Annotated in this window: 10 protein-coding genes; 8 read left to right on the forward strand and 2 right to left on the reverse strand. The window is 38.9% G+C overall.

Annotation, left to right across the window (positions count from 1 at the left end; all coding sequences use genetic code 11):
* The first annotated feature begins 30 nt into the window (after positions 1–30).
* From gltB to H3R28_RS04960, 5 genes are all read left to right on the forward strand, one after another.
* A complete protein-coding gene (gltB, locus tag H3R28_RS04940; protein WP_198209889.1) occupies positions 31–4551 on the forward strand; it encodes a glutamate synthase large subunit in 4521 nt (1506 codons plus the stop codon).
* Between the two features lie 265 nt (positions 4552–4816).
* Positions 4817–7456, forward strand: a complete 2640-nt coding sequence (locus tag H3R28_RS04945; RefSeq protein WP_198209890.1) for a cation:proton antiporter — start codon at positions 4817–4819, stop codon at positions 7454–7456.
* Positions 7457–7504: 48 nt separating this feature from the next.
* On the forward strand, positions 7505–7969 hold the full coding sequence (locus H3R28_RS04950; protein WP_110438888.1) for a (2Fe-2S)-binding protein: 465 nt from the start codon (positions 7505–7507) through the stop codon (positions 7967–7969).
* Positions 7959–10124, forward strand: a complete 2166-nt coding sequence (locus tag H3R28_RS04955) for a xanthine dehydrogenase family protein molybdopterin-binding subunit (RefSeq protein ID WP_198209891.1) — start codon at positions 7959–7961, stop codon at positions 10122–10124. The genes H3R28_RS04950 and H3R28_RS04955 overlap by 11 nt, the downstream gene beginning before the upstream one ends.
* Before the next feature lie 140 nt (positions 10125–10264).
* Positions 10265–11422: a cytochrome c gene (locus tag H3R28_RS04960; RefSeq protein ID WP_198210981.1), complete on the forward strand. Its 1158-nt coding sequence runs from the start codon at positions 10265–10267 to the stop codon at positions 11420–11422.
* An 18-nt stretch (positions 11423–11440) separates the two neighbouring features.
* Here H3R28_RS04960 and lpxB read toward each other — a convergent pair whose 3' ends face one another.
* Complete coding sequence (gene lpxB, locus H3R28_RS04965) at positions 11441–12610, reverse strand: lipid-A-disaccharide synthase (protein ID WP_198209893.1); 1170 nt, start codon at positions 12608–12610, stop codon at positions 11441–11443.
* Positions 12610–13017, reverse strand: a complete 408-nt coding sequence (hisI, locus tag H3R28_RS04970) for a phosphoribosyl-AMP cyclohydrolase (protein ID WP_198209894.1) — start codon at positions 13015–13017, stop codon at positions 12610–12612. The genes lpxB and hisI overlap by 1 nt, the downstream gene beginning before the upstream one ends.
* A 171-nt stretch (positions 13018–13188) precedes the next feature.
* Here hisI and H3R28_RS04975 point away from each other — a divergent pair, with 171 nt between their 5' ends.
* The 3 genes from H3R28_RS04975 to asnB are packed head-to-tail and all read left to right on the forward strand — an operon-like array spanning position 13189 to position 16975.
* On the forward strand, positions 13189–14127 hold the full coding sequence (locus tag H3R28_RS04975) for a glycosyltransferase family 9 protein (RefSeq protein ID WP_198209895.1): 939 nt from the start codon (positions 13189–13191) through the stop codon (positions 14125–14127).
* A gap of 29 nt (positions 14128–14156) precedes the next feature.
* Complete coding sequence (locus H3R28_RS04980; protein ID WP_198209897.1) at positions 14157–15197, forward strand: glycosyltransferase; 1041 nt, start codon at positions 14157–14159, stop codon at positions 15195–15197.
* A complete protein-coding gene (gene asnB / locus H3R28_RS04985; protein ID WP_198209899.1) occupies positions 15197–16975 on the forward strand; it encodes an asparagine synthase (glutamine-hydrolyzing) in 1779 nt (592 codons plus the stop codon). The genes H3R28_RS04980 and asnB overlap by 1 nt, the downstream gene beginning before the upstream one ends.
* Positions 16976–16988: the final 13 nt, after the last annotated feature.

The raw sequence follows: 16988 nt of genomic DNA on the forward strand, positions 1-16988 counted from the left end.
TGAATGGATTCATTACGGTAGGTTAAGAAAATGAATAATTATTCCTTTGTTGAACAAAGAAAAAAGAATGAAGCGATCCTAAAAGATGTTTATTACACCGAACAAGAACATGATGCTTGTGGTGTAGGATTTGTTGTGGCTCTTGATGGTCAAAAACGCCGAGATGTGGTTGAGGCCGGTTTGGCAGCTTTAAAAGCCTTATGGCATCGTGGCGCTGTTGATGCTGATGGGAAAACAGGAGATGGTGCCGGTATTCATGTTGAAATACCACAGGATTTTTTCTTGCAATCCATTCGTAGTGGTCATCATGCGGTAAAACAGGGGCAGCTGGCTGTAGGAATGATCTTTCTTCCTAAAAATGATTTGGCAAGTCAGGAGCGCTGTCGACAAATTATCGAAACGGAAATTATGGGGTTTGGCTATTCAATTTATGGTTGGCGTCAGGTGCCAATTGATACGAACTGTATCGGTGAAAAAGCGAATGCCACACGTCCTGATATTGAACAGATTCTTGTCATCAATACACATCACCATTCAGAGGATGTTTTTGAACGCAATCTCTATATTATTCGACGGAAAATAGAGAAAAAGGCTGTTGAAAGTCATGTTGATCTTTATATTTGTTCAATGTCCTGCCGTTCGATAATTTATAAGGGCATGTTTTTGGCGGAAAATCTGTCCGATTTTTATCCGGATCTGTTGGATGAACGATTTGTCAGCCGTTTTGTGATTTACCATCAACGTTATTCAACCAATACCTTTCCGACATGGAAACTTGCGCAGCCGTTTAGACGCATTGCCCACAATGGTGAGATAAATACATTATCAGGTAATATAAACTGGATGAAAAGTCACGAAACAAGACTTTCCCATCCGGATTTGGATGCCTATATGACAGATTTGAAACCGGTCATTCAATTCAATGGATCTGATACCGCGGCGTTGGACAATGTATTTGAGCTATTAACCTTTGCGGGTAGGGATGCCCCTACGGTAAAGGCCTTGATGATTCCACCGGCCCTGGGATTGCTGCAGGATATTACCCAGGATGTGAAAGATATGTACAGCTATTCCAACGCGGTAATGGAACCTTGGGATGGACCTGCCGCTTTATGTGGAACCGATGGTAAATGGATTATTGCCGGATTGGATAGAAACGGGTTACGTCCTTTACGTTATACGATAACAGCTAATGATTTGATGATTTTGGGATCAGAAACAGGAATGGTGCATATTCCTGAAGACCAAATTCTTGAAAAAGGCAGATTAGGACCAGGAGAAACAATAGGTTTTGATATGGATAATTGTCTTTTTTATCGCCCTGAAGATATAACACAGCTTCTAGTTAAACGTCATAATTATAGTGATTGGATTACGAATACACAGCAGATTACTTCTATAGTAAAAGATCAGGATAATGAGCCTGTCTTATTCGCAGAGGATGAATTACGTAAAAGACAGCTTGCTGTTGGAATGAGTATTGAAGACCTTGAAACAGTATTGCAGCCTATGGTTGAAAATTCTGCGGAAGCGATCGGTTCAATGGGCGATGATACTCCCTTGGCGGTACTAAGTGAGCATTATAGAGGATTATCGCATTATTTCCGTCAACGTTTCAGCCAGGTTACCAATCCACCGATTGATAGTCTACGAGAAACCCAAGTTATGACGTTGAGCACTCGTTTGGGAAATTTGGGTAATATCTTGGATCAGTCTTCCGAACAGTGTCAGTTATTACGTCTAAGCAGTCCGGTTTTGACGAGCAGTGAATTTATAGCATTGAAACAATATTGCGGTAAAACCGGGTGCAGTATTGATTGTAACTATAAGGTCAATGATGGTGAAAAAGGGCTTCGTCAAGCATTGGCAAGAATTTGCAGTGAAGCTGAAGAAGCTGTTCGATGTGGGTGTACACATATATTCCTTAGTGATGACAAGCAAGATAGGGATTATGCCAATATTCCAATGATTTTGGCAACGGCTGCCGTACATACTCATCTTGTTCGTCAATCCCTGAGAACCTTCACTTCAGTTAACGTGCAGGCGGCAGATTGTCTTGATGTGCACTCTATTGCGGTCTTAATCGGGGTTGGAGCTACGACAGTCAATGCTTATCTTGCTCAGGAATGTATAGCGGATCGTCATAAAAAAGGGCTTTTTGGAAATATTACATTAAGACAGGCTGTTCAAAACTATTGTAAAGCAGTAGATAAAGGCTTGTTGAAAATTATGTCCAAGATGGGAATTTCTGTGGTTTCTTCTTATCGAGGTGGATATAATTTTGAAGCGATTGGCCTGTCCCGGGCATTGGTTGCTGAATTTTTTCCGGGAATGTCTTCCAGAATTTCAGGGATAGGTTTATCAGGAATTGCACAAAATATAAAAAAGTCCCATCAATTGGCTTGGGATCCCAATGTGAAATTGTTGCCGATCGGTGGGTTTTACAAATGGCGTCAACAAGGTGAGAAACATGCTTTAAGCAGTTCTGTCATTAAACTGATTCAGCAGGCTGTGGAAAAAGACAGTTGGCCATTGTACCAACAATATGTCCATGGAATTCACAGACAACCTCCAATGGCTCTAAGGGATTTATTCGATTTTCAATCGACAAATAAACCGGTCCCTGTTGAATCGGTTGAGAATATTACAAAATTGAGAAAAAGATTGATTTCCCCCGGAATTTCTCTCGGTGCGTTAAGCCCCGAAGCACATGAAACTCTTGCGATTGCCATGAACCGGATTGGAGCCCGTTCAGATTCCGGGGAGGGAGGAGAAGACGCGGTTCGGTACAAACCCCGTGAAAATGGGGATAATGCATCGTCGGCAATTAAACAGGTTGCATCTGGAAGATTTGGGGTAACCGCTGAGTATTTGAATAATTGTCGTGAAATTGAAATCAAAATTGCCCAAGGTGCAAAACCGGGTGAGGGTGGACAATTACCAGGATTTAAGGTTACGGAATTAATTGGTCGTCTTAGACATGCCGTCCCAGGAGTTACTTTAATTTCTCCGCCTCCTCATCATGATATATATTCGATCGAAGATTTGGCGCAACTTATTTATGACCTCAAACAAATTAATCCAGAGGCAACTGTGGGTGTTAAGCTGGTTGCGGCTTCAGGAATTGGAACAATTGCTGCCGGTGTAGCTAAAGCCAAGGCTGATACAATATTGATTTCAGGTCATAATGGCGGAACGGGTGCCTCTCCATTGACTTCCATTAAATATGGTGGAATTCCTTGGGAAATGGGATTGGCGGAAGCGCATCAGGTGTTGATGTTAAATGGTTTGCGTGACCGGGTGGTTTTACGTGTTGATGGTGGTATCAAGACTGGTCGGGATGTTGTTATTGCTGCCATGCTAGGAGCGGAGGAATTCGGTATTGGTACACTCAGTCTTATAGCAATGGGTTGTATCATGGTTCGTCAATGTCATTCCAATACCTGCCCCGTTGGGGTTTGTACCCAGGATGAAAAATTGCGTGCAAACTTTGTTCAGGATGGGGCTGAACGTGTGATCAATCTGTTTTCTTTCATTGCTGAAGATGTAAGAAACATTCTCGCCACACTTGGATTTACATCTTTGACAGACATAATCGGGCGAACAGATCTGTTACGTCAGGTTTTACGTGGTGCATCTTATCTGGATGATTTGGATCTGAATCCATTATTGGCACGAGTGGATCCGGGGATGCATGCTGGTTATTGTGTTCGTGAAGGGCGTAATGAGGTGCCTGAAACATTGGATGCACAAATGATTGTTGATGCTCAGCCATTATTCGAACATGGTGAAAAAATGCAATTGCGATATAATGTTTATAATACATATCGAGCAATTGGAACAAAAATTTCATCAATGATAACCCGTCGGTTTGGTATGAAAGGATTGGCGCCGGATCATCTGACTGTTCGTCTTAATGGATCAGCAGGCCAATCGTTGGGTGCGTTTGCAGTTCAGGGTTTAAAACTTGAGGTTTTTGGGGATTCCAATGATTATGTCGGGAAAGGGTTGTCAGGAGCCACCATTATTGTGCGTCCTGTACCAGAAACAAAACTTGTTTCAAACCATAATGTGATTGTTGGCAATACAGTCTTATATGGTGCAACGGCCGGATATCTGTTTGCGGCCGGAAAGGCAGGTGAGCGTTTTGCGGTTCGCAATTCGGGTGCCACGGCTGTGGTTGAGGGATGCGGTGCCAACGGATGTGAATATATGACTGGGGGAACAGTGATCATTCTGGGTGAAATAGGTCCTAATTTCGGGGCCGGTTTCACAGGTGGAATGGCCTTTGTCTACGATCCCCACCAACAGTTTGAACGTCGTGTCAATGCGTCAACTTTGCGATGGCAGCGTGTGATTGATAAAAAATGGGAAGACAGGGTAAAAAATCTTATTGAAAAGCATATTGAAGAAACAAAAAGCCGATATGCTGCGCATCTTTTACATGAATGGCAGAATACAATAAAACATTTCTGGCATATTGTTCCCACAGAATATGCTCGAGTTATAAATTTTGAATTTAATGAAGATATTTTAAAAGAAACTGCATAATTTAGAACGGTATTACATCAAATTATGGATGGGCAATAGGATCAATTTCATAAAAATTTATCCTATTTTCAAAGATTTTATCATTTTATTTTAATGAAAATATGTTAATTATAATGCAGTAAAGCTTTCATAACGGTCTAAGATGAATTCTATATTTTTTTACGAGGAATTTTTTTAGTTATATTGACTTAAGTTGATATCCCATCCGTATTAGGCTTGATATATAAAATAATTCTAATTTTGTTTATAGCGGAGAGACATCAATATGCCAGTTACAGGCCTGGCCACTGTTTTATTAGCGACAGCTATATTATTGGTCATTGTAAGCGCCGTTCAGCCATTGGCAAAACGGTTGGAATTATCTGAAACTGTAATACTGGCTATTGTTGGGGTTGTTCTTGGTGGAACAGCTGATTTGATTTTACACAGCTCCCACATACATGTTTTTGATACAGCCGCTGAAATATTACTTGATTTTCCAATAAACAGCGAAGGTTTTTTGTTAATATTTCTGCCCATATTGGTTTTTCAGGCGGCATTGGCTATTGATGTGCGTCGTTTGGCCCATGAAATCGGCACGGTTCTTTTATTGGCCATTGTTGCGGTCATTGTCTCTACTGCCACTATAGGTCTGGCCTTATATCCCTTTTCGGGTATGCCTCTGACGGTTTGTCTGCTGGTTGGAGCGATCGTTGCAACGACGGATCCCTCTGCTGTTGCTGGCATATTCAGAGAAATTGGGGCGGCAACTCGTCTTACCCGTTTGGTTGAAGGCGAAGCTTTATTGAATGATGCTGCAGCAATTTCCATTTTTTCGACTTTGGTTGCCGCTATTATTGCGCATAAAGAGGTACATTTATTTAGTTCAGCTCTAGCAATTTTTCTTTCTTTTGTCGGGGCATTGATTGCAGGATTTTTCTTTGCACGTTGCGCTTTGTGGATGATTGTAAGTTTGGGTTCAAATACAGGTCGATCTGCGGAAATTACTTTAACGGTTGCCTTACCATATATTTCCTATATTGTCTGTGATGACTTGTTGCACTGTTCCGGTGTTGTGGCAGCGGCAGCGGCGGGATTGACCTTATCCGCTTATGGTCCCTCGACATTTAGGCCTCAAACATGGCGATTTTTGAATGAGTTATGGCAACAAATAATATTTTGGGCAGGATCGCTATTATTTGTGTTGGCTTCTATGCTTGTCCCCCGTTTATTGATTGGTATGACAAAATGGGATTTTATTCTTATTTTATTGGCGACAATTGCCGGGTTGCTGGCACGCGCAATGGTTATTTTTGGGATGTTGCCTTTACTTGCAGCTACAAAACTTTCACCTCCAGTGCCGACGCCATTTAAAGCGACAATGGTATGGGGTGGATTAAGAGGTGCCATTACACTGGCCCTTGCATTGGCGGTAACGGAAAATGAATTGATACCAACACCGATTTCCCAGTTTGTAGGTATTGTTGCAACGGGTTTTGTATTGTTTACCTTGTTGGTTAACGGAACAACGTTAAGAGCGGTGGTAATTTATTTCCGGCTAAATGAACTTACACCCATTGACCAGGCTGTGCGCCACCAGATCCTAGGAATTGGATTGGGTAATGTTAAGGACAAGGCTCGTCGCGTGGCAAATGAATTTGGATTTTCAAATGTCATTACCAATTATACGCTTGAAGAGATTGACCGTCGTATTAATGAGGAAAGAGAAGCAAATAGTTTTGATACAATGTTGACTGATCGTCAACGTATTTCACTGGCTTTGATTACAATAGCTGCACAAGAGCGGTCAATTTTACTGGATCTTTTCCGTATGCAGGGTTTGCCACGAAGAGTGATGGAAACTCTTTTGCGTTCAGCGGAAGCTACGTTGGATGGTGCATGGACCGAGGGAAGGTATGGATACGTAAAAGCGATGCAGAAAAGATTGCATCCTCCTTTTCGATTTCGTGTTGCGCAATATATACATCGAAAATTGCATATCGATCGTCCCTTGATGTACTGCATGATGGAACGGTTTGAAATATTGCTGGTATCCCGATTTGTATCGATTTCCTTAACACGTTTTATGAAAAGGCGTATAGAGCCGACATTGGGTGTGCGAATTGCCGAAATTGTTTCAGAAGTTCTGGATAGGCAAAATCGTATGTTGGATGATGCGCTGGAAATTATGCGCATTCATTACCAGGGATATATTGAAGCTCTTGAATCAAGGTTTTTGAAATTGGTCACTCTCAGATTAGAAAGTGATGAATATAACAGTCTTTGGGCTGAGTCTTTGGTTAGTGATGAGCTTTATTCCGAATTGGAAAAAAATGTTGAAAAGCGTTTTGAACGTTATAATCGCCGCCTAAAATTCAATCTCAAAAGTGGATTGGAAGAGCGCGTGAAGGAATTGCCATGTTTACGCGGTGTGCCACAGGCTGTTTTATATGATATAAGTATGTCTATGTCGGTCTATTTTGTATTTCCGAGTGAAAAAATCCTTCATCGTAAACAGAAGGTTAAAAATGTCTATTTTGTCAGTAGCGGATTATTTGAAACCCATTCTGCAAGTAAAAGTCTAACATATGGGATTGGTGATATCCTTGGTGCATCAGAATTTATTGCGGGTAAAAGAATTTATGCAAATTATCGTGCATTGAGGTTTGGATATTTATTGGTGATGCCAGCCGATGTATTTAAACGGTTAATTCAAGATTATCCTATTGTGGCCTATAATCTTTCAAAAATTGACGAGGCAAAAGATCGCCACAATTCCCAGGATGACGATTTCATGATGTTGGGATATACACGACGTATAGCCAATAAGGAAAAACAGTTGATGTTGGGGTATGAGTCCAAGGAAATCAATAATTTAAAAAATGAGGATAACATTGAAAATAATGATAAACAAAATAAAAACTGATAATTTATTCTTTTTGAATTAAAAATAGAACAGCAATCAGAACCAGATATGATTTCCATCACAGTTAATAAAAAGAAAATAGAACTGGATGTTCCATTAGATATGCCATTACTTTGGGTTTTGCGGGATATTGTTGGATTAACGGGTACGAAATATGGATGTGGTATTGGTTTATGCGGATCATGCACCGTTCATCTAGATGGTAAAGCTGTAAGATCTTGCTCCATTCCTGTTGGTGATATCGGGAATAGGGAGATAGTTACTATCGAGGGGGTTGGGGAAGACTCAATATTTCAAAAATTATTGGCGGCCTGGAAAGAGACGGAACCAACGCAGTGTGGTTATTGTCAACCTGGTCAGATCATGACGGCTTTAGCCTTGTTAAAAGAAAATGATAAACCTGATAAAAACGAGATTATAGAAGCTATGACAGGTCATATCTGTCGATGTGGAACATATCAACGTATTTATAAAGCTATTCAAATTGCTGCAGGTATAATGGATGAAGCATAAAAAAATTTCCCGTCGTGTTTTTTTGGGAAAAACGGGTACTTTGCTTTTTGGGTTCATGTTACCTGTAGGGGGCAATGCACAAAATGATCAGTTAGAGAAAGATCCAGATTTTTCCGAGCGAAAAAACAAAAAACAACAATATTTAAATGCTTTCATAAAAATAAAAGCAAATAATGAAATCACTTTTTTCATACCCGATATTGAAATAGGGCAAGGGATTTTAACGGCTGCCTCAATGATTTTGGCCGAGGAATTGGATGTTGATTTAAAATCGGTTTCAATTGAAACCAAAATGATTGAAAATGAACAAATAAAAAATATGAAACCAAATGAGGATTTAAATCTGACCTATGGTTCAGGTTCTGTTGCGAAAGATTGGTTTCCTCTCAGACAGAGTGCGGCCGAATTACGAATGATGCTTTTACAAACAGCAGCTGCGGAATTGAATATAGATAAAGGACGATGTCATACTGAAAATGGATATGTTATTTGCCCTGATAATCAAACATTCTCGTACGGAATGTTAATTTCAAAAATTATGACACTTGATATTCCAGAATCTGTTCAATTTAAAAATAGATTAGATTATAAAATTATTGGCAAACCACAATCAAGGATTGATACGGATAAAAAAATTAAAGGTCAGTCTGTTTATGGTATGGATATTAAACTTTCCGGGATGAAAACGGGTTATATTGTCAGCTCTCCTATTGAAGGGGATCAAATCCATCAAATTGATGATAGACAGGCCAAAAATGTTCCTGGAATTCAGGATATTTTAAAAAATGAAAAGTCAATATGTATTATTGCTGATAATTTTTGGCGTGCCCTGAAAGCGGCTGAACGTCTTGTAATAAAATGGCAGGGTGATGAAAATATTCAACTGAATACATCAATGATTTATGAGAAATTAAAAAAGGGTATATCAAAACCTTCCACTATGCTTTTTCATAATAAAACTGCTTCAGTATCAGTTGAAATGGAAAATGAAAAAAAACTGTTTCAATGGGATTTTTTTCAGCCTATGCTTTTGCATGCGGCATTGGAACCTATAAATTGCACAATATATTTTCATGACAATCAATGTGAGTTATGGATAGGTTCCCAAGCTCCATCAATGTTAAAGGAGCATATTGCTGAAAAATTTCATCTTTGTAAAGAAAATGTAATTCTTCATTATAATGAAATTGGCGGTAGCTTTGGTCGTAGATTGGACCAAAAATACATTCTTGATGCAGCTGAATTCGCACGACAGGTTTCATATCCGGTAAATTTTATATGGTCAAGGGAGGCCGACTTTCAAAATGATGCGTTACGTCCTCCATATTATGACCAGTTAAAGATAGGCGTAAATAACAAATTGGCGATTACCTCTGTTCATCATAAAATGATGACTTTTATTGACGATACAGACAAGAGGAATCCATCCAGTCCGAATTACCTTTTGGGGTTGGATACAATGCCTTATCATATTCATGACTATAAGTTTGAATATTCTGTATGTGATGCTCCGAAATTGAATTTCGGATCTGGACAGGGTAGAGAGGCAACTCGTAATGTTTTTGTATTGGAAAACATGATTAACAATCTGGCATTATATACACGTATGGATCCGATCGAATACCGTAAAACTTTGGGTCTTGATGATCGTGCAAAAGCAGTTGTTGATTTGTTATTGCAAAATGTCGAATGGAATAAATTTCAATTTGGAGACATTCGGCAAGGTTTCGCCATGGCACATGTATTTGGCAGTTATATCGCTCTAATTATAGAAGCTGAAATTACAACCAGTTCAGTCATTCTTATACATCGTGCTGATGTGGCGGTTGATTGTGGTTTGATTGTAAATCCAGAACAAGTTTGCGCTCAAATTGAGGGTTCAGTTGTTTTTGGATTAAGTGACGCCTTGTATGGTGAAGTGCAAATAGAAAACGGACAAATTAAACAGCGGAATTATAATCAATATCGAGTATTGAGAATGAATGATATGCCTAATGTCAAGGTTCATATGGTTAACAGTAATGAATCGCCGTCAGGGGTAGGTGAATTGGGAACAATAGTGGCAGCACCAGCACTGGGCCATGCCTTGGGATTGATTCAGGGTAAATTTTTTCATTCATTGCCTTTGGCGAAGCAGGTATTTCAGCATAAATAAGAATTTTCATGATTAAATTCATCAATTCCTTAATTTTTTTTAAGAAAAATTATCGTTTATTCATAATTTTATTTATTAATTTTTCCAGCTCATCATTTGGCATATTGATCGGTCAGGCAGCTGATGTGAAGAGGGACCAAATGGATAAAGGAGAGTATCTTTTTCACGCATCAGGTTGTGAAAGTTGTCATACAGCTGATCATGGACCAAGACTGGCAGGGGGAAAACCTTTTTATATATCCAAACAGGGAACTGTTTATTCTTCAAATATTACCTCAGATGTGAAAACAGGAATTCAGCGTTATACAGATGATGAATTTATAAGTGCATTACAAAAAGGAATTGGTCATAAAGGAAAATATTTGTATCCCATAATGCCCTATACTGCCTATCGTGCCATGAGTCGTGATGAAATATTGGCAATCAGACGTTATCTTGAAAAACAACCTGCCATTGAAAATAAAGTTCCTGATAAAGAAATGGCTTTTCCCTATAATATGCGATGGGCCATTCGTTTTTGGCAGATCATAAATTATACGGGCAAGCATTTCGAGTATAACAATCAGAAATCACAATCATGGAACCGGGGAAAATTTTTGACTGAAGGACCAGGTCATTGTTCATATTGTCATACTCCTGAAAATTGGTCCAATGGTCGCTTTGTTGTAAAAGATTATGCAGGGGGCGGTCATAAGGGATGGACAGCATATAATATTACTGCTGATGAGGATACGGGAATTGGTTCATGGAGTGACACTGATTTGGAAAAATATTTATCTCGGGGATATGTTTCAGGTCATGGAGCTGCATCCGGTCCCATGGCAGATGTTATAAATACGCAACTATCTTATTTAACACCCCAAGACATTCATGCAATTGTAATTTATCTACGTTCTTTACGTCCCGTGGAAAAGCAACAAGGGGCAGCCAAGATATCTGTTGAAGAATTGGAGGTTGCTGAACAAAGTCATAGTCATGGAAGCCATCTTTATTCTTCTGTTTGTTCAAATTGCCATCTGGAAAATGGTCAAGGAAGACAAGGGGAATATGAAAGCCTTTGGGGTTCGAGAACAGCAACGATAACGGGTGGTAATAACCTTGTTAAGGTTATTTTAGAAGGATCAAACCTTAAAGATCCTAAGCTGGGTAATTATATGATGCCTTCTTTCAAGGATATTTTCAATGATCAGGATATTGCAGATATTGCCAATTATGTTATTTCCCGTTTCGGGGGAAGAAACGGGCATGTAACTGCTGAACAGGTTAGAAAAGAAAGGGCACTGTTAAATAAAGAATAAATAGTGTAAACTAAAACATTATTCATTTTTATTCATTAATTTTAATATCTCTTTAGCTGCTTCATAAGAGGGTGGTTGATGATGTGGTGCTTTTAAAGCGTTTAGAATTTGAATAAAAGCTTCTTTTTGTTTTTGAACCATATTTTTATCATCTAAAAATTCGATAACCTTCTCAGCCAATTTTACGGGATTACAGTTTTCTTGCAAGAGTTCAGGTACAACCTCTTTTTGGGCTAGAAGATTAACCATTGCTACAAAAGGAACCTGAATCATGTGTCTGGCAATCATTGCCGTGATGGGATGGACTCTATAGGTTACGATCATGGGTATATGGGCCAATGCAAGTTCCAAGGTTGTGGTTCCGGATTTTGTCAGGGCGATTTGTGCTGCTGCATAGGCATTATATTTATCCTTTTTTTCATGAATAACCAGTGGTTTTACAGGCCAGTCTTCAATGATTCTTTCAACATAATGTCTGGCGAGCGGAGAGGTGGGTAACACGGCAATGAGTTCTGGTTTTGTTTGTTTTAATAAAATTAAAGTTTTTTTGAATACGGGCATAAGCTTCGGCAATTCTGACCGACGACTGCCAGGCATTAAAAGTAAAATCGGTTGAAGTGGATCTATATGATGTTCAGAGCGAAAATCATCGGCATTTGCATGATGAATTTCTGTCTCGATAATGGGATTGCCAACAAATTGGGCTTTTATTCCATGTTTTAAAAAAAAATTTTCTTCGAAAGGAAAAAGGCAAAGAAGTTTTTCCCATAGTCCAGGAAATTTTTTTACTCTATTTTCATGCCATGCCCAAACCTGGGGCGCAACATAATGAACTCTGGGAATTGATAAAGATTGGACTTTTTTTAATAATCGTAAAGAAAAACCGGGACTATCAATTGTTACAATGATATCTGGATGAATTGTTTCAATATGTTTGACAGCTTGACTAAGGCGTTTTGACAAGGTCCATATTTTGGGAAGGACTTCAACCAATCCCATCACGGCAAGATCCTGCATGGGAAAAAGGATTTTCATTCCCTGTTCTTGCATTCTTGGCCCCCCAACACCTAAAAACTGCAGATCGGGGTTAAAATGACGCAAAGCTTTAATTAGTTTTGCTCCCAATTCATCACCACTGGTTTCACCAGCCAAGATCCATATTATTGGTGGATTTTCTGATTTGTTCATTATTTATGTTTATTTTGATATAATTTTTCAGGATTAATCAGGGGGCGGCTTATTTCTTTGATCGATCCGTTTTGCCATGTATTATAGAAGCAACTTTTACGACCGGTATGGCATGCCACGCCTTTCTGATCGACAAAAAGCAGCAGTGTGTCGCCATCACAATCAAAAAGGAAATTCACCAATTTTTGTGTCTGACCTGAAGTCTCACCTTTATGCCATAATTTTTTTCGGCTGCGAGAATAATAACAGACCTGACCAGTGGAAATAGTTTCAATAATTGCTTCCTGATTCATCCATGCCATCATTAAAACTTCCTTACTATCAAATTGTTGGGCAATAGCTGGAACCAAACCATCCTGATTGAATTTTATCTTGGCCAATAATTCATTGAAATTGGAACTGTGCATTATAATTTTTTTTCGTTGTTAAAACCATATTGTTAGAATACAGTTTGTTCATTGAGAATATCCATCTTAATTATCATTTAATTAATTAAATGATAAATAGCTTTGAATTAAACTGTTTTAAATTGCCAACTTATATATTATTTAATTTGGATTGAAAGAATAAGGGTTTGCATGACGGTATCTTCAATCAGGAAAATTCTGTTTATCACCTCTACCCGATTGGGAGACGCCGTAATTTCAACGGGAATACTTGATTATTTGTTACAAACCTATCCACAAGCAAAGTTTACAATCGCTTGCGGACCAGTGGCAGCTGGTCTTTTCGATGCAATGCCAAGGCGTGACAAGACATTGGTTATGAATAAATACCGCTTTGATTTTCATTGGTTATTATTATGGTCACAATGTGTGATGCAATCCTGGGATTTGGTAATTGATCTTCGTGGTTCAGGAATAGGCTATTTTTTAAGAACAAGAAAAAAATGCATTGTACGTGGTGGAAGGATTAAGGAACATCGCGTGCATTATTTGGCTAGGTCATTATCACTGCCCTATACACCTTTACCAGTAGTATGGATTGATGAAAAAAATAAAAAAATGGCTGCAGAAAAATTGCCTGCCGACCATTATATTGCCTTGGCACCAACCGCAAATTGGATTGGCAAGATTTGGCCAATCGAACGGTTTATTCAAGTGGCAAAAAAACTTTTGGTTTATAATAAGGATTATGAATTCGTTCTTTTTTATGGGCCAGGAAGTCAAGAGTTTAATCTTGTGGATCCCATGAAAAGGACCAGTCTGCCAGTTATAGATAGTGGTGGTCAAAATACTTTAACAGAAGTTGCCGCTTTATTATCACGTTGTAAAGGTTTTATAGGTAATGATTCAGGTTTGATGCATTTGGCCGCCGCTTGTCAAATTCCAGTACTTGGTTTGTTTGGACCAAGTAAATTGTCTGAATATGAGCCAGCCGGGAACCATGCTCAAGGGTTGTCAGCGTCGAGTGGAAATGGAGTGGCAAATATGGAAAACTTAACTGTTGATGAAGTTTATAATGCTTTTCAGAATCTTTTGGAAACCTATAATAAACAAGATAGGCAAAATGATTAAAATGTAATTTAGGAATAAGTTTTGTAAATATGAGCAATCCATCAAATTTCCGTATTGCACACATTATGGCGGGAGCGGTTAATGGTGGGGCAGAATTGTTTTTCGAGCGATTATGTATTGCCCAGCATCTTCAAAAATTGTCTGTATTACCTATTATACGGAAAAATTCCGATCGTAAACGGAAATTTACCGAGGTTGGTTTATTCTCCCATGAATTACGATTCGGTGGGATGTTGGATTTGTCAACGAAGTATGAACTAAAAAGAATTCTAAAGGATTTTTCACCAACAGTAGCGGTGGCTTGGATGAACAGGGCGGCCTCTTTTATGCCAAGGGGTGATTGGATAAACGTGGGACGTTTAGGCGGGTTTTATGATTTAAAATATTACAGGCAATGTGATCATCTAGTTGGAAATACCAAAGGAATTGTAGAATGGATCAAAAACCAAGGATGGCCGGAAAATCGCGTTCATCATGTTCCCAATTTTGCAAGAACATTTCCCGATGCATGTGCAAGACGTCCCTTTTATATTCCCAATAATGTATCATTTTTACTGGCGTTGGGTAGACTGCACGTTAATAAAGGATTTGATATCCTTATAAAGGCGATGCCTAATCTTGCAAATACCCATTTGCTTATAGCTGGGGAAGGTGAGGAGCGTCAGAAGCTTGAAAATTTGGCAAGATTCTTAAAGGTTCAAGATCGTGTCCATATGCCTGGATGGATTGGGGATATATCAGGTATTATCCAGGCTTGCGATATTCTGGTTTGCTCCTCTCGTCATGAACCTTTGGGTAATATAGTTCTAGAAGGTTTTTCCGCGACTAAACCGGTGGTTGCATTGGCTTCGCAAGGACCTGTGGAATTGATAGACAATGGGAAAAATGGTCTCCTAACCCCTCTGGAAGATGAAACAGCCTTATCAAAGGCTATCGCGTCCTTGACAAATGATGCGGCATTATCTCAAAGAATTGCAATTGCAGGACGTCAAAAATTCGAAAGGGAATTTAGTCAGGCGACTGTTTTACAAAAATGGTATGAATTTTTAACGAGAATTGAGAAAATCTGATGTGCGGAATAGCAGGAATTGCCTTGAAAGATGGCCACAGCATTTCTGAACATCAAAAAAAGATCTTATTGGAGGCTTTGCATCACCGGGGTCCTGATGGAAACGGATCATGGGAAAATAGTCATGTTGTTTTGTTGCATTCGCGTCTTTCCATTATTGATATAGAAGGAGGAAAACAACCTCTATCCAATGACAGTCAACAGGTTTTGATTGCAAATGGTGAAATATATAACAGTCCCGAATTACGCCATCTTTTTAAGAATTATATTTTTAAAACGGGAAGCGATTGTGAGGTAATCCTTCCCTTATGGCAGAAATTTCATGCCGATTATGTGAATTCCCTACGTGGCATGTATGGAGTTGCCATGGTTGACATAGATGAAAAAACGCTTGTTTTAAGCCGTGATCCCTTTGGTATAAAACCTTTATACTATGCTAGTGTAGAACAGGGTGTTGTTTTTGCTTCTGAAGCGCAAGCAATTATCAAGGCAGGTTTTGTTAGGCATGATGATATAAATCAGTCTGCAGTCGATACATTGTTGCAATTGCAATTCATACCGGGCTATAAAACAATCTATAATAATATTTATCGGATTTTACCTGGTGAAACCTTGATAATCCGAAATGGTGAAATTATTCATCGGCAAACACAGTCTTGTTTTCCAAAAACAAGGTCTATGATTACAGATGAGAAAAAAGCTTTAAATCAGCTTGATAGTCTTTTGGAAGATTCGATTCGTGTTCATGAACGTTCTGATGTGCCATTCGGACTTTTTCTATCAAGTGGTGTCGATAGCTCAATTATATTGAAAATGATGCAGCGTCTGGGACGAATTAATCGTCTTCATGCCTGGACAGCCCGTTTTGAGATAAATAATGATTCTGGCTATGTTAAGGATGAAGCATTACAGGCGGCATTATTGGCAAAGGAAATAGGTATTCAACATCATTGCGTCACCATAAATCAGCAGGATGTTTTCAGACATTTACCTAAAATTATTGCATGTATGGATGATCCTGTTGCTGATTATGCAATTATTCCGACATGGTTTCTTGCAAATGAGGCCAGATCCATAGTTAAGGTTATTTTATCTGGTGAGGGTGGTGATGAATTATTTGCAGGTTATGGACGATATCGTAAAGCAGCAAAATCTGTTTGGCTAGGCGGTAAAAGACTTTATCGCAAGGGTATTTTTGAACGAGACAATTTTTTCCTTCATTCCGTTTCCAGCGAATGGCAAGATTATTTCAGATTACAATATAAATTGCAGGATAAAAATGATTCACGCCTGAAAAATGCTCAAAAAATTGATATGAATGATTGGTTACCTAATGATCTTCTAATCAAGCTTGATCGTTGTCTCATGGCTCATTCTATTGAGGGAAGAGTCCCATTTCTGGATAAAAAAATTGCAGCATTCGCCTTCAATCTTGAAGATCATTTGAAAATAAGAAATGGCCAAGGGAAATGGATATTACGCAAATGGCTTGAATGGCAGTTTCCTCTAGCACAACCTTTTGCCAAAAAATCTGGATTTAGTGTTCCAATTGGTTTGTGGATCGAACAGCACGCCAATGAATTGGCTCAGGCGGTTTTTTGTCAGACAGATATTGGTAACAAAATTTCCTTATCAAATGTGAGATCTTTATTTGAAAAGGCATCTGGACGCAAGGAACGATTTATGGCTTGGAATATTCTATTTTATGCAATATGGCATCAGGTGCATATTGTTGGGAAAAATCCGCTGGGAAATGTTTTAGAAGTTTTAATGGATTGATAAAGGATTTTGC

It is taken from the genome of Commensalibacter sp. M0268 (assembly GCF_016101925.1).
Lineage (GTDB): Bacteria > Pseudomonadota > Alphaproteobacteria > Acetobacterales > Acetobacteraceae > Commensalibacter > Commensalibacter melissae.